The following is an 18,935-nucleotide window of genomic DNA, read 5'->3' as shown; positions in this document are numbered from 1 at the left end:
CTCCTATCGGCTCACGACGGGCTCGGGCACCGCGTCGATCAATGACCGGGTGTATTCGTGTTCAGGGTCGCCGAAGATCTGTTCTGCCGGTCCGGATTCGACGATCTTGCCGCGATACATGACCGCGATGTCGTGGGCCAGGTTGCGCACCACGGACAGGTCGTGGGAGACGAACAAGTAGGACAGGCCGCGTTCGGTTTGCAGGTCGCGCAGCAGGTTGAGCACGCCGGCCTGGATGGAGACGTCGAGCGAGGAGACCGGTTCGTCGAGGACGAGCAGTTCCGGGTCGAGGGCAAGGGCGCGGGCGACGCTGATGCGTTGTTTCTGGCCGCCGGAGAAGTCCGCGGGGTAGCGGTCGGCGTGTTCGGGGCGCAGGCCGACCTGTTTCAGCAGTTCCGGTACCCGGCGCGCGATTTCGGCGCGGGGGCGGCCGTCGATGCGCAGGGGTTCGGCGATCGCGTCATGGATCGGCAGGCGCGGGTCGAGGGAGGCGGTCGGGTCCTGGAAGACGATCTGCATCTTGCGGCGGATCTCGCGCCTGCGTGCCTTGGTCAGGGTCGCGATATCGCTGCCCATGATCTCGATGCTGCCTGATTCCGGGCGCACCAGATCCATGATCTGGGTGAGCGTGGTGGATTTTCCGGAGCCCGATTCACCGACCAGCGCCAGGGTGCGGCCCTTGCGGATCTCGAAGCTGATGCCGTCGACGGCTCGGACCTCGCCCTTACGGCGGCGGAACACCACGCCCGAGGTGATCGGGAATGTCTTGACCAGGTCCGTCACCCGCAGCACCACGTCGGGGTCGGTTTCGGCGACGATCTCCGGTTCGGTGATCTCGCTGCGATAGGCCTCGAACAGCTCTGCCGACCCAACGTCGGCAGTGCGGATGCAGGCGGCGGAATGTCCGGGACCGGTGCGTTCCAGCGGCGGTTCGGCGGCATGGCAATCGTCGATCGCGATGGGGCAGCGCGGCGCGAACGAGCAGCCCGGCGGCAAGGCGTGCATGGCGGGCGGTGCGCCGACGATGGGGATCAGCGGAGTACGGGCTGGGCCGTCCATACGTGGGATCGAGCCGAGCAGTCCCACCGTGTACGGCATCCGCGGCGTGCTGAACAGCGCTGTGGTAGAGGCGGTTTCGACGATCTTGCCCGCGTACATGACCGCGACGCGATCGGCGAGGGTGGCGGCGATACCCATGTCGTGGGTGATCATGATGACGCCTGCGCCGGTGATGTCGCGCGCCTTGCGCAGCAGGTTGAGGATCTGCTTCTGCACGGTGACGTCGAGCGCGGTGGTCGGCTCGTCACAGATGATCAGCGCCGGATCGTTGGCGATGGCCATCGCGATGACGACGCGCTGGCGCATACCGCCGGAGAATTCGTGCGGGAATGCCTTCGCGCGCAATTCCGGATCCGGGATACCCACCAGTTCCAGCAGTTCGACGGCTCGTTTCGCCGCATCGGCCTTGCTCATCGCGCCGTGCGCCAGCAGTGCCTCGGCGATCTGATCGCCCACCCGGTACACCGGTGTCAGCGCCGAGAGTGGGTCCTGGAACACCATGCTGATCGAGCTGCCGCGTAGCTGGGACAGCTGTTTATCGCCGAGTCCGAGCAGCTCTCGCCCGCGCAAACGGATCGACCCATTGATCCTGGCCTGCTCCGGCAGCAGTCCCATCACCGCGAGCGAGGACACCGATTTACCGGATCCGGATTCGCCGACGATCGCGAGGACCTCTTTATCGGAGACGGTGTAGCTCACCCCGCGCACGGCGTCGACGCGGCCTTCCTCGCTGGGGAAGGACACCCGAAGGTCGGTGACCTCCAGTAGCGGTGTGGTCGAGTTCTTCTCCGGCGGCGTCTTCTCGGACGTCGTCCCAGCGGTATCCGTCATGCCTTCGCCTTCGCCTTCCGCGACCGGGCCCGCTTGGCGCTCGGATCGAACGCGTCGCGCAGCCCGTCACCCACCAGATTCGCGCACAGCACCGTGATGATCAGCAGCCCACCGGCGAACAGGAACAGCCACGGGTAGGTCAGCGCGGACTTGGTTCCCGAGGCGATGAGCGAGCCGAGGGAGACATCCGGTGGCTGCACACCGAAGCCGAGGAAGCTCAGTCCCGTTTCGGCCATGATCGCGGCGCCGACGGTGAGCGTGGTGTCGATGATCAGGATCGAGGCGATGTTCGGCACGATATGGCTGATGATCACCGTCCGGGTTGGTGCGCCCATATAGCGTGCGGCCCTGACGAATTCGCGTTCGCGCAGGCTCAGCGTCAGCCCGCGCACGATCCGCGCGCTGATCATCCAGCCGAACAGGGCCAGCAGCAGGATCAGCAGCGCGATCGAGCCGCTGCCCTTGGTGCGCGGGGCGAACAGGGCGATGATGATGAAGCTCGGCACCACCAGCAGCAGATCCACCAGCCACATGACGGCCTTATCGGTCCACCCGCCGAGCAATCCGGCGATGGAACCGGCCAGTGCGGCGAGGGTCGTCGACATGATGGCCACGCAGAAACCGATGATCAGCGATTTCTGGAGTCCGCGCAGCGTTTGGGCCAGCACGTCCTGGCCGATCTGGGTGGTGCCGAACGGATGCTCCGGGCTCGGTGGTTGCAGCAGTGCGGTGTAGTCGAGCTCCTGATAGTCGTACGGCAGGAACGGCGGCAACGCGAAACTGACGATGAACAGCAGTATCAGGGTGATCGCACCGGCCACCGCCGGCTTGTTGCGCAGGAAGCGGCGCCATACCAGCTTGCGTCGTCCGGTGGCGGCGACCTCGGGGGCGCCCTGGACGATGATCTCGGCTTCGGTCACGCTGCCCCCAAGGTGGGATTCGCGGGCCCTACGTGGTTACGCAAGCTGCCTCCTTCGGGCCTGACGCTCATCCCACACGCACCCTTGGGTCGAGAATCGCGTACACGATGTCGGACAACAGCCCCGATACCAGCACCACCAGACCCGCGAACGCGGTCACGGTGACCACGACGTACAGATCCTGAGCGTTGATCGAATCGACCAGCCATTCGCCGACACCGTGCCAACCGAAGATCTTCTCGGTGAAGGTCGCGCCGGTGATCAGGCCGCCGAGGCTGTAGGCGAACAGGGTGGCCATCGGGATCAGCGCGGTGCGCAGGCCGTGCTTGTAGAGGGCCTTGCTGCGGGTCAGACCCTTGGCGCGGGCGGTGCGGATGAAATCGCTCTGCAATACATCGAGCATGGCGTTGCGCTGGTAGCGGCTGTAACCGGCCATACCGCCGAGGGCGAGCGTCAGCGTCGGCAGCACCAGATGCTGGACCCGGTCGAGCAGTTGCGGGCCGAAGCCTTCGATGGTGCTGGCCGAGGTTTCCCCGGTATAGAGGAAGATCTGCTGGCCGGTCATCGAATTGATCTCCAGCGCACCGTATTTCAGCAACGTGGCCAGCAGGAACACCGGCGTCGACAGAATCAGCAGCGACACGATGGTCGTGAAGTAATCGCTGAATTTGTATTGGCGTATCGCTCCGGCGGCACCGATCAGCACACCGAGCACGGTGCCGATGATCGAACCGATGATGAGCAGCCGCAGCGAGACCGCGACCCGGCGCGGCAACTCCTCGCTCACCGGCTGACCGGAGAGGGTGGTGCCGAAATCTCCTTGCGGGATGCCTTTGATCCAAGTGAGATAGCGCTGCGGGATCGGCTCGTCCAGATGCAGTTCCGCGGCCTTGGCGTCGATCACCGATTGCGGCGGTCGCGGATTGCGCTGCTCCAGGCTGTCCAGCGGGCGAAAGGTCAGTGACGCGAGGCTGAACGTGAGAAATGAGGCCAGCAGCAACAGCACGACATAGTTGAGCGCACGTCGTAGCAAAAAGCCGGTCATCGGTCCCCTCGAGTCCTGGTGTAGCCCCTGATCATAGGGAGCCACCGGCCGCCGCGCGCGCCCGACGGGCTACCTGCGTGTTCATCCATCGGCAATGTCGAATGCGCGGAGCCCGGCAACCCTTCGGCGTTGGAGGCGGGGGGCGAGGCGCCCGACGAGGAAAGACAGCACAATGGAATGGGTGACCCGTTTGCATCTGCCGAAGCCGGAACTCGTCGCCTCCGATGTGGACGGCACCCTCATCGACCCCGAGGAGCGGGTGACCGCGCGCACCAAAGCCGCCGTCGGCGCGCTGGTCGCCGACGGCGTGCCGTTCGTGCTCGCGACCGGTCGGCCGCCGCGCTGGATCGGTCCGGTGGTGGATGGCCTCGGCTTCGCTCCGCTGTGCGTATGCGGAAACGGTGCGGTCATCTACGACAGCGCCGCCGACCGGGTACTGACCAGCCGCACCCTCGATATCGACACCCTGGCCTGGATCGCCGATCTCGCCGAACAGACGCTGCCCGGCTGTGGTCTGGCCGCCGAGCGGGTCGGCGCCAGCGCGCACGACGCGGTGACCCCGCAATTCGTCAGCTCACCCGAATACGAGCACGCCTGGCTCAACCCCGACGACACCGCTGTCGCGCGGCACGAGGTGATCGACGCGCCGGCGATCAAGATGCTGATCCGGCTACCCGGCGCCCGCAGCGGTGAGATGCTGCGGGCACTGGCTCCCCTGATCGGCGACCGCGCCGATATCACCTACTCCACCGACCACGGCCTGATCGAGCTGTCCGCGCCCGGCGTCACGAAGGCGTCGGGCCTGGTCGCAGTCGCCGAACGTCTCGGCGTCGACCCGTCTTCCGCCATCGCCTTCGGTGACATGCCCAACGACATCCCGATGCTCACCCTCGCAGGCCGCGGCGTCGCCATGGCCAACGCGCATCCCGACGCCCTTGCGGCGGCCAATGAGGTGACCACGACCAACGCCGAGGACGGTGTGGCGCGGGTTCTCGAACGGTGGTGGGTCTGAGTAGCTTCCGAGTCTGTTGAAGCGACCGAACCCCGGCGCCGCGGCGGTCCGTTCTGCTCGAGCAGTCGGACCGTTGCGACTCCGGGGTTCGATGCGTCCTGGTCACCGAGGCGGTCAGCGCCTCGATTGTGGATTGTTCGTCAGCCTTCCGGGGCCGGAGCAGGTGCCGCCGGTGGAACAGGAGCGGGTTCCGGCGCCTCGACCTGAGCCGGGACCGGCGCGTCCGGGGCTGGGGCCGGGGCCGGCGCTTCCGGGGCCTGAGCTGCTTCCGGAGCCGGCACCGCAGCTTCAGGTGCGGGCGCGGGCGCTGCCTCGGGTGCAGGCCCCGGGACCGGTGCCGGAACGTCGGTGGGAGCGGGAGCCGGTACCTGTCCATCCGCCGGGGCAGGAGCGGCGGCCGGGGGTCCGGGCACGGCCGGATCGGGTGCCGCGACCGGGTTCGGCCGGTTCATCTCCTGCTGGTAGGTGTCGTTATAGGTCTTCCAGACAGTGGTGACGATGCCGGTGACCTGGTTCAGGATCAGCGAGCCGTACTGGAAGTCCTCACGCAGGCCGTCGGGCACGGCGTAAGGGTTGCCCAGCGGCAAGCCGAGCACGCCCGCGTCGGCGCCGAGTTCGAGGAAGCGGTCGAGAATCTTGCCGACCACCTCGACCGCCGCGCCTTCAGGAGTGGCGTACACGTACCCGTTGACGAACTTGGCGTACTGTCCGCCGTGCGCGGCAGGCAGTGGTTCGGACGCGGCCTGACCCAGCGGGCCCTCCGGCCCACCCTTCGAGGCCCAGTACTTGGCGATGATGTTGTCGTTGACCATCGTCAGCAGTTTGGCGGTCAGATTGGCCAGCGCGGCCACATCGGATTGGACTTGCCGGGACGGCGGGGTGCTGCCGGACGCACCGGGCGCGCCCGCCGCGATATCGCGGATCCGGTCCATCATCGCGTAAGCGGCGTCACCGGGGCAGCTGGTGTTGCCGACATCGCGGTGGGCGAACACGATCGGCAGCCGCACCTCTTCCCCCTGGGCATACGGGGTGAACTCGGTGCCCTCGGAATACATGGTGGTGTAGCCCTTTGGGTCGAGCCCGGCGACCTTGGTGCGCCAGCCGACGAACCGTCCGACCGAGTTGATCGCCGCGGTGGCCGGAGTCTCGGATTCGTAGTTGCCCATCAGCGCGACGCCGGAGGTGTTCTCGTTGAATCCGCCCGCATGCGCGCCCTGCACGGTCTTGTCGAGTCCGCCGAAACGGCCCTCGAAGATCTGGCCGTACTTGTCCACCAGCGCGTGGTAGCCGATATCGCACCAGCCGAGCGTTTGGGCGTGATAGGTGTAGATCGCGCGGACGATGCCCGCCGATTCGGCCTTGCTGTAATCGTTGCGGCCCGCGGTGTGGTGCACCGTGACCCCGCCCAAACCGTCGTCGTAGGTTGGGGAGTCGCAGCGGATGGATTCGTCCGCGCCCCACTGGCTGCGGGTGATCACATTCGGTCCGCCACCGGGCAGCGCGGCCGCGACGTCGCCGAGCGTGCCATCAATGGCCCCGCGACCCGGATCGATCAGTACCGCCTTGAGTTCGGGCTGCGGCTGGTCGTCGGCGGGTGCGGCGGCGGGCGTCGGCTGGATCGGCGCACCGTGGTCCTGCGGTGCGGGCTGACCGGCGGGCGCGGCGGCAGGCTTGCGCGTCACCAGGACCTGCACCGCGGTGGTGTTGCCGACGTAGATGGGTTCGGTGCCCTCGGTACCGGTCGGCGCGGCGTTGTCGGCGGCGGCGGTATCGATGGGCTCGGTCTCGTACCAGGGTCCCCAGGTGCCGTCGGGCTGTTTGGCCCGGATCATGGCCTTGGTGTTCAGCAAGTCGTCGGCGGTGAGGGCGACGACACTGAACGGCGTGTCGCGGGAAAGTTCTTTGACCTGTGCGCCGACCTCGGACATGAGTTCCGGGGGTATCGCACCGGGGGTGAGGGCCGGGGTGTTCGGATCCGCGCCTGCGGCGGGATCGGCGATGAATTGCGCACCGGTGGGTATGCGCCCTGGAACTGCCTCCAGCTGCGGTGCGGAGGATTGGCCGGAGTCGAACTGGGGTAAAGGAATTTCGCTGGGTAATTGAATGCCAGGCGGTAACGGAAGGCCGGGCGGCACCGGAACCGAGGCCGGAAGCGGAATCTTGCGCAGATCGGAAAGGCGCAGGTCGGGCAGGTTGAGGCCGGTCAATTCACGCAGCGGCAGCACGATATCGGGCGCGGAATTCAGCACGACCTCGGCCAGTTGTGCGGGGACGGCGGCGAGCTGGGCCTCATTGGCGGTGCGGTAGTCGGAGTCGCTCGGCAGAAGGGTGGCCAGCGGGGCCGCTACCGCAAGCGTGGTGACAACCGGGAGCACGTAGGAGCGTTTCGGTTTGCGGTACGGCACGAGCTTCTCCAATCAGGTCGAACCAGTGATCCGTGTGCTTTCGATGCTTGCGTCCAGATGTCCCAGGGATCACACTAGTCACAAATTTCACATATCTAAACCTCTGGTTGAGGATTATGTGTGCTCGAATGTAGCTCTCGGATCGTGGCCGGTCTAAACGACATGCCGACAGGCACCGAACCCTGTCCGGTCCCTGAAAACCAAGGGGAGTGAACGGATGCCGCAACGAAACGACAGCGCAAGCGCCGAGTTTGCGTCAAAGGCGAAGAATGTGCTGGCAGCGCCGCATTTACCGCAGTCGATGCGTCGGCGCCGAGGCAGGCGGAGTTCGATTCTCGTCGTCGGCACGACCGCCCTGCTCGCCGCCGGACCGTTGCTGCTGTGGACCGGCGACGACGTGTATAGGCCGCTTGCCGGGCCGGGGCACGGCCGCGGGATGAGCCAGCACGGCGCCTTGCAGAGTGCGCAAGACGGCTGGACAGCCGACCGGATCCTCGGCCACTACTACCCGGGCGCGACACTCGGTGCGGTCGGCCCGACCACCCTCGCCGTCCGGCTGATGGCGCAGGACGATTCGACCCTCGACGCCTACTCCGACTCGGGTGCGCGGGTGGCGGGCCGGATCATTGGCCCAGGTGAAGCCGCCCACCTCACCGCGCTACCCGACGGCAGCGCGAATGTCGTGGTCACTACCGGGTGCGACGGTGAAGTGCTGTGGCAGACCTCGACCGCGGATCCCTGGGTCTATCCGGTGGACCCGTCACCCGGCAGGCCGGCCGCCGAACACCTGACCCTCTGCGGCGGCGGTGCGTATCGCGGTTCGCTCGGGGTGGCCACCGAGGGCGGCGCGGCGCGCACGGTGAACCGGGTCGATGTCGAGGACTATCTGCTCGGCGTCATCCCGGCCGAAGTTCAGGCCAACTGGGCGGACAAGGGCGCCGTCGAAGCCCTGCGCGCCCAGGCCATCGCGGCCCGGTCGTATGCGCTGGCCGAGACGCGCTATCCCTACGCGCAGACCTGCGACACCACCGACTGTCAGGTCTATCCGGGTACCGCCAAAGAGGATCCGCGCACCGCGGACGCGGTGGCCTCGACTGCGGGCATGGTGCTCTTGCGTGACGGACACATCCTGCGCTCGGAGTACTCCGCCGCGCCCGACGGAGGCCAGCCCGCCGATATCCAAACCTTCGAGGTAGGCCCGACGCCTGCCGAGTTGAGCGTAGGCTCGCCGCCGCCGGGCCCCGCCCCACGCACGCGGACCTCCGACACCGAATCCCCGATCGACGTCGAATACGCACGGCTCGGCGGCGCGGCGAGTTCGGTCGGTGAACCGATCGGACCGGAAATGATCCTGCCGGAGAACGCGGGTATCTACCGGCTCTACAGCAACGGCGTCATCATCTACACACCCACACTCGGCGCCCAGGTCGTCGATTTCACGACTCTGCTCGAACTGGTTCCGGACCTGACCAACTCCGCGCCCGGCAGCGCGGAGCCCGGTACATCCGATACGCCGAATGGAAGTGAGCCGTCCCACGGTACAGAAACCGGACCCGGCGAGTCGGTCGAAAGTCAGGGTGCACCTGGAGCTCCAGCCTCCGCCGAACCCGCCCCGCCGACAACCGGTACGCCGGACACACAGCGCACTCCGGCTGCCGGGATACCCGAGGTCCAGCCCCCTGGTGCGGCGGTCTGGTCGGAGCTGCCGAGCGAAGCCGACGTCCTCGGTGTACCTCGAGCTCCGGGCGGCGCCTGACACACTGAAACAACTCTTGACCTTGACGTAGCGTCAACTTGCAAGCTGGTTGCACCGCCTCGACAAGGAAGGAGTCAGGTCATGGGGACGGGCACCCGGACCGGTGAATGGTCCATTCAGGATCTGGCCAAGGCGGCCGGTACCACCAGTCGCACGCTGCGCCACTACGGCGAGCTCGGGCTGCTGCCGCCGAGCCGGATCGGGACCAACGGGTACCGCTACTACGACCAGGATTCCCTCGTGCGGTTGCAACGCATCCTGCTGCTGCGAGAACTCGGCCTCGGCCTACCGGTCATCGGCGACGTCCTCGCGGGTCAACAGGACACCACCGCTGCACTGCATACGCACCTGGAACTGCTCCGGCAGGAACAGGATCGGATCCGGCGTCGGATCGAGTCGGTGAACTCCACGCTGCAGAAAATGGAAAGAGGTGAAAAGCTCGTGGCAGCAGAAGTTTTCGACGGGTTCGACCACACCCAGTACAAGGACGAGGTCATCGAGCGGTGGGGCAAAGAGGCCTACGAGAGCGGAGACCGGTGGTGGCGTTCGCTGGGCGCCGCCGACAAGCAGGCCTTCCAGCAGGCCCAGCTCGATATCGCCGCCGACTTCGGCAGGGCCCGCGCGGCAGGTCTCGACCCCGGTAGTGATGAGGTGCAGGCCATCACCGCGCGCCACTACGACTGGGTGACGGGCGGCTCACAGGGCAAGCGCCCGGGCGCCGACCATTTCGCCGGCCTCGGCGAGATGTACGTCGCCGACCCGCGATTCGCGGCGAACTACGACGTGCACGGCGCGGGCACGGCCGAACTCATCCGTGACGCCATGCGGATCTACGCGGAGCGCAACCTCCGCTAGCCGCCGACGGTGCCGACCCATCGTTGTTTCGACGACGCCCGCACGGGGAACCTCCCGCGTGCGGGCGTCTTCCGCTGGCTGCCTGTCGGCGGCGCGCGGTAGAGTTCCGCCGACATCGAGAGGGGGGAGAGTCCCATGAGTTATCCATATGGTCATCCGGGTCAGGGTCAGCCCGGATACCCCGCGCAGCCCGGCTACGGGCCGCCACCCGGATACGGCGCGCCGCCTGCGTACGGCCAGCCGCCCGGGTACTACCCGCCGCCCCAGCCGCAGCAATCGGCAAGCGGCGGAACGGGTATCACGGCAGGAATTCTGGCGCTGATCTGCGGCGGCCTCTATGTCTGGGGCGTCTTCCGCGCGGTGCAGTTGTCCAACGAGCTCGGCGCGCCGGTGATGAGTGGCGCGCGCCGGCGTGGGGGCGGCGGCAGCAGCAGCGGTTCCCGCAGTGATATCGATATCGACCTCGATTTCACGCAGAACACCGCCGACATGATGCTGTGGCTGACCGGCTTCATCGCCTTCCTCATGCTGCTCGGCGGCCTGCTGCTGTTGTGCCGCACCAAGTTCGGCCGCGTTACGGTCATCATCGCCAGCGTCCTGGCGCTGATCAACATCGCGTGGGCGATCAGCGTTATCGGTACCGTCGTCGGCCCGATGTTCATCGACCTCGCCCTGGTGGCCGCCGTCCTGATCCTGGCCTCCCTCAGCGCCACCGGCCGCTGGATCCGCGCCCCCCGCACACCGGCTGTCGCCGCGCCGATGTATGGGCAGTACCCGTACCAGTGAGCGGACCCACCGCCGGCTGACGGGGCAGTCTGTTCGAGCCGCGCTGGATAGGCGGCTCGAACATGTCCGTCGCAGCGGACCACGATGAGCGATCCCGATGGTCCCGCCTGTCGACGATCACCCGCCGTACATGTAGGGAAAGCAGTGGCAGAACGCCCGCCGCGACCGCAGGCCATGACTCGGCCGGGACCTCCCGCCGAAGTCCGATACTCTGGGCTCCCGTGACCGTCGCATCATCGCCCTTCGACCTGATCGTCGTCGGCTCCGGCTTCTTCGGGCTGACCGTCGCCGAACGCACCGCCACGCAGCTCGGCAAGCGGGTGCTGGTGCTCGATCGCCGCTATCACCTCGGTGGTAACGCCTACTCGGAACCCGAACCGGAAACCGGTATCGAGATCCACAAGTACGGCGCGCACCTGTTCCACACCTCGAACAAGAAGGTATGGGACTACGTCACCCAGTTCACCGAGTTCACCGGCTACCAGCACCGGGTCTTCGCCCTGCACAAGGGTCAGGCGTACCAGTTCCCGATGGGCCTCGGGCTGATCTCGCAGTTCTTCGGCCGCTACTTCAGCCCGGAGGAGGCCAAGGCGCTGATCGCCGAGCAGGCCGCCGAGGTGGAGACCGCCGACGCGCAGAACCTCGAGGAGAAGGCGATCTCGCTGATCGGTCGCCCGCTCTACGAGGCATTCGTGCGCGACTACACCGCCAAGCAGTGGCAGACCGACCCGAAGGAACTGCCCGCGGGCAATATCACCCGGCTCCCGGTCCGCTACACCTTCGACAACCGCTACTTCAACGACACCTACGAGGGCCTGCCCAAGGAGGGGTACACGAAGTGGCTGGAGAACATGGCCGCCTCCGAGCTCATCGAGGTGCGCCTGAACACCGACTGGTTCGACGTGCGTGACGAGATCCGCGCCACCAGCCCGGACGCCCCCGTCGTCTACACCGGACCGCTGGACCGTTACTTCGACTACGCCGAGGGTGAGCTGGGCTGGCGCACGATCGACTTCGAGACCGAAGTCCTCGACACCGGCGACTTCCAGGGCACCTCGGTGATGAACTACAACGACGCCGACGCCCCGTACACCCGCATCATCGAGCCGCGCCATTTCCACCCCGAACGCGACTACCCGACGGACAAGACGGTCATCATGCGTGAGTTCTCCCGCTTCGCGCAGACCGGCGACGAGCCGTACTACCCGATCAACACGCCGGAGGACCGCGCCAAGCTGCTGGCCTACCGCGAGCGTGCCAAAAACGAAACCGCAACGGCCAAGGTCGTTTTCGGTGGCCGCCTGGGTACCTACCAGTACCTGGACATGCACATGGCCATCGGTAGCGCGCTGAGCATGTTCGACAATGTGCTCAGGCCGCATCTGGAATCGGGCGCGCCGCTCGTCGATAGCGCGCAGGCGTAATCGCGCCTAGCAGGCATGTCCGGCCAAGCGACCACAGGGAACGAATGACCTCGCAACCGATTCTGGAAGAGATGACGACCGAGACCCGAGCGAAGGCGTTGCTACAACGCATCATCCTGCCTCGGCCGGGTGAGCCGCTGGACGTGCGGACCCTCTACCTGGAGGAATCGCCGACCAACGCCCGTCGCGCGCACGCGCCGACCCGTACCTCGCTGTCGATCGGCGCGGAGTCGGAGGTGTCGTTCTGCACCTACTTCAACGCGCTGCCCGCCAGCTACTGGCGTCGATGGAGCATCCTGAGCTCGGTGGTGCTGCGGCTGGAACTGGCTGGTCACGGCCGTGTCGACGTCTACCGCTCCAAGGCCGACGGTTCCCGCATCCACGTACAGGGCCGGGAGTTCGCCGTCGAGCCGGGCACCGATTCGGTGTTCGTCGAGTTCGAGACCGAGCTGGCTCCGTTCGAGGACGGCGGCTGGATCTGGTTCGACATCACCACCGACACGGCGGTCACCCTGCTGGCGGGCGGCTGGTACGCCCCGGTCGAGGCGCCCGGTGACGGCAGCATCGCGGTAGGCATGCCGACCTTCAACCGTCCGACCGATGCGGTGAAGACACTCGAGGCGCTCGGCTCCGATCCGCTGGTGCTCGATCAGATGAAAGCCGTGATCATTCCCGATCAGGGCAACCGCAAGGTGGTCGACGAACCCGGTTTCGCCGAGGCCGCTGCGGTGCTCGGCGATCGGCTCGCCATCCACGACCAGCCCAACCTCGGTGGTTCCGGCGGTTACAGCCGGGTCATGTACGAGGCGCTGAAGACCACCGACGCGCAGTACATCGTCTACATGGACGACGATATCGAGATCGAACCCGATTCGATCCTGCGTTCGCTGGCCTTCGCCCGGTTCGCCAAATCGCCGATCCTGGTCGGCGGGCAGATGCTCAACCTGCAGGAACGCTCGCATCTGCACACCATGGGTGAGGTCGTCGACCGCGGCATCTTCATGTGGACCGCCGCGCCGAATGTCGAATACGACCACGATTTCTCCAAGTACCCGCTGCGCGACCGGGACAACTCCAAGCTGCTGCACCGGCGTATCGACGTCGACTTCAACGGCTGGTGGACCTGCGTCATCCCGCGTCAGGTCGCCGAGGAGATCGGTCAGCCGCTTCCGCTGTTCCTGAAATGGGACGACGTCGAGTACGGCTTGCGGGCCCGCGTGGCCGGATACCCGACCGTCACCCTGCCCGGTGCGGCGGTGTGGCATATGGCGTGGTCCGACAAGGACGACGCCATCGACTGGCAGGCCTACTTCCACCTGCGTAACCGCCTGGTCGTCGCCTCGCTGCATCTGCCGGGTGACGGCAAGCCGATGATCGTGAACACGGTCAAGGCCACCCTGAAGCACCTGCTGTGCCTCGAGTACTCAACGGTCGCGATCCAGAACGAGGCGATCCGCGACTTCCTCGCAGGCCCCGAAGGACTGTTCGATCTACTGCCGAGTGCCCTCGGCAAGATTCACGCGATGCGCAAGGAGTACCCGGACGCGGTGGTGCTGCCGTCGTCGACGGAACTGCCGCTGCCCAGCCACCACAGTGTCGGTGCGGTCGGCGAGCCGGGCAATCCGCTCGCCAAGGTGGCGCGCCTGGCCAAGGGCGTGGTGCACAACTTCCGCAAGGCCGATCCGGCCAACCACGAGACCCCGCAGTTGAACGTGCCGACACTGGATGCACGGTGGTTCCTGCTCTCCCAGGTCGACGGTGTCACCGTGACGACCGCCGACGGCCGCGGCGTCGTCTACCGCAAGCGCGACCCGCGCAAGGCGGCCGCCCTGTTCAAAGAAGCGCTGCGGCTGCGCAAGGAGCTCACGGCCCGCTTCCCGGAGATGCAGCAGCGTTACCGGGCCGCGCATGCCGAGCTGACCAGCGCAGCGGCATGGGAGAAGACCTTCGGCGTCAGTCAGAACGGAACCGAGAAGTGAACGCGATGAACCCGAGCCTGCCCCAGGTCGAGCTGGTCGACGAGGGCTGCGGTGGCGACTGCGCCTGCAGCGGCGAATACGTGGAGGTCCCGCCCGAGGTCGCGATCATCAACGCTGTGCAGGCCACCATCGGCAGCAATCCTGCCGTGGTCTCGGCGGCACGTGGGATGTCGCACTTCGGTGAGCACGCGCTCGGCTGGGTCGGTATCGCTGCCGCGGGCTGGCTGGTCGACAAGCCGCGGCGCAGGCAGTGGGCGGGGGTCGCGGTCGGTGCGGTCGGCGCGCACGCGGCCTCGATCGTGATCAAGCGGGTTGTCCGCCGCCCGCGTCCGAACGATCCATCGGTGCAGGTCAACGTGTCGACACCGAGCAAACTGAGCTTTCCGTCCTCGCATGCGACCTCCACCGCGGCCGCTGCGGTGTTGCTCGGCCGATTGACCGGGCTACCCTTGCCTGCGGTGCTCGTCCCTCCGATGGTGCTGTCCCGGGTCGTTCTCGGGGTGCACTATCCCTCGGACGTGCTCGCCGGTTCCGCGCTCGGTGCCGCGTCCGCTGCCGCGCTGCTCGGTACTGAGAAGCGACTCGCTTCGCGACGTGAGCGACGACGGGCCCGGAAACAGTGACCGCTCGAGAAAAGGCCTTGGTTGAGATGAGTGAAGAGCCGACCGGCGCCGATCTGGCCGAAGCCGTCGTCAAGGGCCCGCCCAAGACTCTGGCCGGTGGCCTGATCAAGGCGGTCCGGCCGCGTCAGTGGGTCAAGAACGTCCTTGTGCTCGCCGCGCCACTGGCCGCGGGCCCCGACGTACTGAGCGATGCCTCGGTCCTCGGGCACGTCGCGATCGCCTTCGTCGTGTTCTGCATGGCGGCTTCCGGTATCTATCTGGTCAACGACTCGATGGACGTCGAAGCCGACCGCGCCCACCCGACCAAGCGGTACCGCCCGATCGCCGCCGGCGTGGTGCCGGTGAACCTGGCTTACATGCTGGCCGTTGTGCTGCTGACCGGTTCGATCCTCGGCTCGCTGCTGGCGTCGTGGCAGCTCGCGATCGTGATGGCGGTCTACATCGGCATCCAGCTCGCCTACTGCTTCGGACTCAAGCACCAGGCCGTGCTCGATATCTGCATCGTGTCCTCGGGCTTCCTGCTGCGCGCCGTCGCCGGTGGCGCGGCGGCCGATATCGAGCTGTCACAGTGGTTCCTGCTGGTCATGGCGTTCGGCTCGCTGTTCATGGCGGCGGGTAAGCGCTACGCCGAACTGCAGATCGCGCTGGGCACCGGCGCCAAGATCCGCAAGTCGCTGGAGTATTACACCCCCACCTACCTGCGTTTTGTCTGGACCCTCGCGGCGACCGGCCTGGTGATCTTCTATGGTCTGTGGGCGTTCCAGCAGGGCGAAAAGAACGAAACCATCTGGTACGCGATTTCGATGGTGCCGTTCACCATCGCAGTCCTGCGGTACGCGGTCGACGTCGATGGCGGCGAGGCCGGCGAACCCGAAGAGATCGCACTGGGGGATCGGATCCTCCAGTTCCTCGCAATCGCCTGGATCGGAGCGGTAGGTGTCGCTGTCTATCTCACCTGACGAGATGCTGGTAGCGGGAGTGGACGGAACCGAATACGCGGAGCGGGCGGCTGCCGAAGAGCAGACCGCCCCGGCTTCGCGTTTCACCCGACTATCCCGGGCCACATTCGTCGGTGGGGTGGTGCTCACCGCCACACTGTTCGCGATCGGCGGCTGGCAACGCCGCTGGATCGCCGACGACGGCCTGATCGTGCTGCGCACGGTGCGCAATCTGCTCGCGGGCAACGGCCCGGTGTTCAACGCGGGCGAACGGGTCGAAACCAACACAAGTACCGCATGGACCTACATCGTCTGGTTCTTCAGCTGGCTCACCCAGGCGCGCCTGGAGTATGTGGTGCTCGGCGTCGCGATGACCTTGTCGGTGCTGGCGATCGTATTCGCCATGCTCGGCGCGGCGCGGCTGTGGGGCGGTACGTCCTCGGCGCTGCTGCTTCCCGCGGGCGCACTGGTCTACATCGCGGTCCCGCCCGCGCGTGACTATGTGACCTCCGGTCTGGAGAGCGGCCTGGTCATCGCCTGGCTCGGCCTGCTGTTCTGGCTGCTGGTGTGGTGGAGTCAGGCCGAACGGGTGCGGGTGCCGAGCCTGTTCGGGCTGGTGTTCCTCGCCGGGCTCGCCCCGCTGATCCGTCCGGAGATGACTCTGGTCGGCGGTCTGGCGCTGATGATGATCTTCCTGGCGCCGATGCCCGAATCGCGGCTGCGCCCGAGCGTGCTGCGGTTGATCATCGTCGCGGTGGCGGGTCTGCTGCCGCTGGGCTACCAGATCTGGCGGATGGGCTACTACGGTCTGCCGTACCCGAACACCGCGGTGGCCAAGGATGCCGGTGGCGCCAAATGGGAGCAGGGTTTCACCTATCTGTGGGATCTGGTCCACCCGTACTCCCTGTGGGTGCCGCTGCTGATTCTGCTGGTCGCCGGGATCGTGGCGGCTCGGGCGGGGCGGGTCGGCGTCGACAAGGCCGCGGCCGCGGAGAGCTCGACGGAGGCAGGCGTCCGGTGGACGGTCCGGTTCCGTACCTGGCTGCGCTCGCCGAGCGCTGTCGTCACTCTGATGCTCGGTAGCGGCGTCATCCTGACGATCTACGCGCTGCGCGTTGGTGGTGACTTCATGCACGGCCGGATGCTGTTGTCGCAGCTGTTCTGCTTGATCGCCCCCGTCGCGGTGCTGCCGGTGCGGCTGCCCGAGGGCGGGCTGCGCTCGGTCTCCGCTAGCAGCGGCGCCTTCGCCGTCACCTCGCTCGCGGTCGTCGGCACGGTGGTGTGGTCGCTGTTCGCCATGGGCACGACCGCGATCACGACCGGTACCAAGATCAGCTCGTCCGGCATCGTCGACGAACGCGTCTACTACGTGCTCAACACCGGCCACGACCATCCGATCCTGGCCGAGGATTACCTCGACTACGCCCGGATGCGGCCCATGGTCAACGACATCATGGCCAATCCGAATGGCGGCCTGCTGCTGAATTCGCCGTCGTTCATGTTCTGGTACGTCGCGCCCCCGCCGCAGCCCATCCCCGAGGACGGCGCCGGGCATACGGTCTACTTCCTGAATTTGGGCATGACCAGCATGAACGTCCCGCTGGACGTGCGGGTGATCGACCCGATGGGCCTGGCCTATCCGCTGGCCGCGCACACCGACCGGCTCGACGACGGCCGCATCGGCCACGACAAGAGCCTGTTCCCGGACTGGGTCATCGTCGACACCGGCATGGTGGACCAGAAGCCGTGGATGCCCTGGTATCTGGACGAGAAATGGGTGACTCAGGCCAGGGTCGCGATGGCGTGCCCACAGACCCATGCGCTGATGCTCTCCTACCGGGACGAGCTGACATGGGATCGGTTCAAGCACAACCTCCGCAACGCGCTGAGCTTTGCGAAGTACCGTATTGATCGGGTGCCCAAGTACGAGATCCAGCGTTGCGGGTTGGTCGATCCCTACCCACAACCACCGCGCTGAGTGCGTTGTCGAGCGCGTCGTGAACAAAGCGGCGTGCCTCACTTTGTCTCTTTTTGATAACGCTCCGGCATGGGTCACGGGTTAGGCTGCCGTGGTACCCCGCCGTGTTCTACCCGAAACGTGGGCGTGAGCACGGTGGCACCAAGAACGCGGCGACCCGCCGCATGACGAAAGGCCGAGAACACATGCGAGGCGTGATCGCGCGCAGAGCGCACGGTGGCCGACCGGGAGTCCGAAGAGCAGGGTCCTGGTTGAAGCGATCGGTGCTCATGTCGCTGGCAGTGCTGCTACCGCTCGGGGCGTCGGTGGCAGGCCCCGGCGCGACGGCATCGGCGGCATTCAACCCCGCCGGGATCGACTTCTGGGTCGACTCGGAGATGGGGCCGATCAAGTCCCGCGTCTTCCGCGCGGCGGACGGCAATACCGGCCGGGTCGTGTACGCCCTTGACGGTATGCGGGCCCGTGGCGACCTGAACGGCTGGGAGATCGAGACCGAGGTCGTCCGTGAGCTGACCAAATGGAACATCAACGTGGTCATGCCCGTGGGTGGACCGTCGAGCTTCTACGCCGACTGGAACGGCCCGAGCGACTTCCTCGGCCTCAACACCGGTTCGGCGGGCTCGTCCTCGGGTTCGTCCTCCGGCTCCGCGGCGACCGGGTCGTCCGGCTGGACCGAGACCCTTGGCAAGACCAACACCTACAAGTGGGAAACCTTCCTCACCAAGCACCTGCGCTGGGCGCTGCGTGACCGGCTCGGTTTCAACCCGAACAACAACGGTGTCTTCGGCCTGTCGATGGGTGGCAGCGCCGCCCTGACATTGGCCGCCTATCACCCGGATCAGTTCAGCTTCGCCGGCTCCTACTCCGGTTACCTGAACAATTCCGCGCCGGGTATGCGTGAGGCGCTACGCATGGCCATGCTGAGCGCGGGCGGCTACAACATCGACGCCATGGCACCGCCGTGGGGTCCGCAGTGGCTGCGGATGGATCCGTTCGTGTTCGCGCCGCGGCTCAAGGACAACAACACGCGGCTCTGGATCGCCGCCGGTAGCGGCCTGCCCGGCCCTGCCGACGCCACCGCGCCGCTGGACATCGTCCAGGGCATGCCGCTCGAGGCGCTGGCACTGGTCAATACCAGGGCCTTCCAGGTCCGCATGATGACGCTGGGTGCGGGCAACGTGACCTACAGCTTCCCGCCCGTCGGCGTGCACAACTGGCGGAACTGGGAGTCCGAGGTCTACCGGATGATCCCCGATCTTTCGGCGCACATCGGCTGATAGCAACAGCTCGATAACCAGGCCGCCCCGCGCATAACGCGCCGGGC

General features: G+C 66.7%; 14 protein-coding genes. 10 read left to right on the top strand and 4 right to left on the bottom strand.

Annotation, left to right across the window (positions count from 1 at the left end; genetic code table 11):
* Nucleotides 1-3 precede the first annotated feature (3 nt).
* The 3 genes from GV792_RS04030 to GV792_RS04020 form a co-directional block, all read right to left on the bottom strand.
* Complete coding sequence (locus tag GV792_RS04030; protein WP_163822275.1) at nt 4-1,890, bottom strand: ABC transporter ATP-binding protein; 1,887 nt, start codon at nt 1,888-1,890, stop codon at nt 4-6.
* Nucleotides 1,887-2,810 carry an ABC transporter permease gene (locus tag GV792_RS04025; RefSeq protein ID WP_163822274.1) on the bottom strand — a complete coding sequence of 308 codons (924 nt, stop codon included), beginning with the start codon at nt 2,808-2,810 and terminating at the stop codon, nt 1,887-1,889. The genes GV792_RS04030 and GV792_RS04025 overlap by 4 nt, the downstream gene beginning before the upstream one ends.
* Before the next feature lie 67 nt (nt 2,811-2,877).
* The gene (locus tag GV792_RS04020) at nt 2,878-3,855 is read right to left on the bottom strand and encodes an ABC transporter permease (RefSeq protein WP_163822273.1); all 978 of its coding nucleotides are present in this window, start codon (nt 3,853-3,855) and stop codon (nt 2,878-2,880) included.
* A 172-nt stretch (nt 3,856-4,027) separates the two neighbouring features.
* Here GV792_RS04020 and GV792_RS04015 point away from each other — a divergent pair, with 172 nt between their 5' ends.
* Nucleotides 4,028-4,867 carry an HAD family hydrolase gene (locus GV792_RS04015; protein WP_163822272.1) on the top strand — a complete coding sequence of 280 codons (840 nt, stop codon included), beginning with the start codon at nt 4,028-4,030 and terminating at the stop codon, nt 4,865-4,867.
* A gap of 140 nt (nt 4,868-5,007) precedes the next feature.
* Here the strand turns inward: GV792_RS04015 and GV792_RS04010 are convergent, their stop codons facing one another.
* Nucleotides 5,008-7,272, bottom strand: coding sequence for an N-acetylmuramoyl-L-alanine amidase (locus tag GV792_RS04010; protein WP_163822271.1), 2,265 nt, complete (start codon nt 7,270-7,272; stop codon nt 5,008-5,010).
* A 301-nt stretch (nt 7,273-7,573) separates the two neighbouring features.
* Here GV792_RS04010 and GV792_RS04005 point away from each other — a divergent pair, with 301 nt between their 5' ends.
* From GV792_RS04005 to GV792_RS03965, 9 genes are all read left to right on the top strand, one after another.
* Nucleotides 7,574-9,028 (top strand): SpoIID/LytB domain-containing protein, encoded by a 1,455-nt coding sequence (locus GV792_RS04005; RefSeq protein WP_175583132.1) that lies wholly within the window; start codon nt 7,574-7,576, stop codon nt 9,026-9,028.
* A gap of 81 nt (nt 9,029-9,109) precedes the next feature.
* Nucleotides 9,110-9,883, top strand: coding sequence for a MerR family transcriptional regulator (locus tag GV792_RS04000; RefSeq protein WP_163822270.1), 774 nt, complete (start codon nt 9,110-9,112; stop codon nt 9,881-9,883).
* Nucleotides 9,884-10,018: 135 nt separating this feature from the next.
* Nucleotides 10,019-10,669 carry a hypothetical protein gene (locus GV792_RS03995; protein ID WP_163822247.1) on the top strand — a complete coding sequence of 217 codons (651 nt, stop codon included), beginning with the start codon at nt 10,019-10,021 and terminating at the stop codon, nt 10,667-10,669.
* 221 nt (nt 10,670-10,890) lie between these two features.
* Nucleotides 10,891-12,093 carry a UDP-galactopyranose mutase gene (gene glf, locus GV792_RS03990; protein ID WP_309138611.1) on the top strand — a complete coding sequence of 401 codons (1,203 nt, stop codon included), beginning with the start codon at nt 10,891-10,893 and terminating at the stop codon, nt 12,091-12,093.
* Between the two features lie 44 nt (nt 12,094-12,137).
* Complete coding sequence (locus tag GV792_RS03985) at nt 12,138-14,072, top strand: glycosyltransferase (RefSeq protein WP_163822269.1); 1,935 nt, start codon at nt 12,138-12,140, stop codon at nt 14,070-14,072.
* Between the two features lie 5 nt (nt 14,073-14,077).
* Complete coding sequence (locus GV792_RS03980) at nt 14,078-14,695, top strand: phosphatase PAP2 family protein (protein ID WP_175583946.1); 618 nt, start codon at nt 14,078-14,080, stop codon at nt 14,693-14,695.
* Nucleotides 14,696-14,721: 26 nt separating this feature from the next.
* Entirely contained in the window at nt 14,722-15,654 is a 933-nt protein-coding gene (locus GV792_RS03975; protein WP_163822268.1) for a decaprenyl-phosphate phosphoribosyltransferase, read from the top strand.
* Nucleotides 15,655-15,658: 4 nt separating this feature from the next.
* Nucleotides 15,659-17,611 carry a flagellar motor control protein ZomB gene (gene zomB, locus GV792_RS03970; RefSeq protein ID WP_163822669.1) on the top strand — a complete coding sequence of 651 codons (1,953 nt, stop codon included), beginning with the start codon at nt 15,659-15,661 and terminating at the stop codon, nt 17,609-17,611.
* A 185-nt stretch (nt 17,612-17,796) separates the two neighbouring features.
* A complete protein-coding gene (locus tag GV792_RS03965) occupies nt 17,797-18,888 on the top strand; it encodes an alpha/beta hydrolase (protein WP_375154343.1) in 1,092 nt (363 codons plus the stop codon).
* Nucleotides 18,889-18,935 lie beyond the last annotated feature (47 nt).

It is taken from the genome of Nocardia cyriacigeorgica (genome assembly GCF_010868145.1).
Classification (GTDB): Bacteria; Actinomycetota; Actinomycetes; order Mycobacteriales; family Mycobacteriaceae; genus Nocardia; species Nocardia cyriacigeorgica_D.
This window is presented reverse-complemented; position numbering and strand designations above follow the sequence as displayed.

Excerpts from the sequence above, each read along its gene's own strand:
- GV792_RS03985 (WP_163822269.1), top strand. The coding sequence starts at position 12,138 with ATGACCTCGCAACCGATTCTGGAAGAGATGACGACCGAGACCCGAGCG.
- GV792_RS03975 (WP_163822268.1), top strand. The coding sequence starts at position 14,722 with ATGAGTGAAGAGCCGACCGGCGCCGATCTGGCCGAAGCCGTCGTCAAG.
- GV792_RS04020 (WP_163822273.1), bottom strand. The coding sequence starts at position 3,855 with ATGACCGGCTTTTTGCTACGACGTGCGCTCAACTATGTCGTGCTGTTG.
- GV792_RS04005 (WP_175583132.1), top strand. The coding sequence starts at position 7,574 with ATGCGTCGGCGCCGAGGCAGGCGGAGTTCGATTCTCGTCGTCGGCACG.
- GV792_RS03980 (WP_175583946.1), top strand. The coding sequence starts at position 14,078 with ATGAACCCGAGCCTGCCCCAGGTCGAGCTGGTCGACGAGGGCTGCGGT.
- GV792_RS04000 (WP_163822270.1), top strand. The coding sequence starts at position 9,110 with ATGGGGACGGGCACCCGGACCGGTGAATGGTCCATTCAGGATCTGGCC.
- GV792_RS04015 (WP_163822272.1), top strand. The coding sequence starts at position 4,028 with ATGGAATGGGTGACCCGTTTGCATCTGCCGAAGCCGGAACTCGTCGCC.
- GV792_RS03965 (WP_375154343.1), top strand. The coding sequence starts at position 17,797 with ATGCGAGGCGTGATCGCGCGCAGAGCGCACGGTGGCCGACCGGGAGTC.
- GV792_RS04030 (WP_163822275.1), bottom strand. The coding sequence starts at position 1,890 with ATGACGGATACCGCTGGGACGACGTCCGAGAAGACGCCGCCGGAGAAG.
- zomB (WP_163822669.1), top strand. The coding sequence starts at position 15,659 with ATGCTGGTAGCGGGAGTGGACGGAACCGAATACGCGGAGCGGGCGGCT.
- GV792_RS03995 (WP_163822247.1), top strand. The coding sequence starts at position 10,019 with ATGAGTTATCCATATGGTCATCCGGGTCAGGGTCAGCCCGGATACCCC.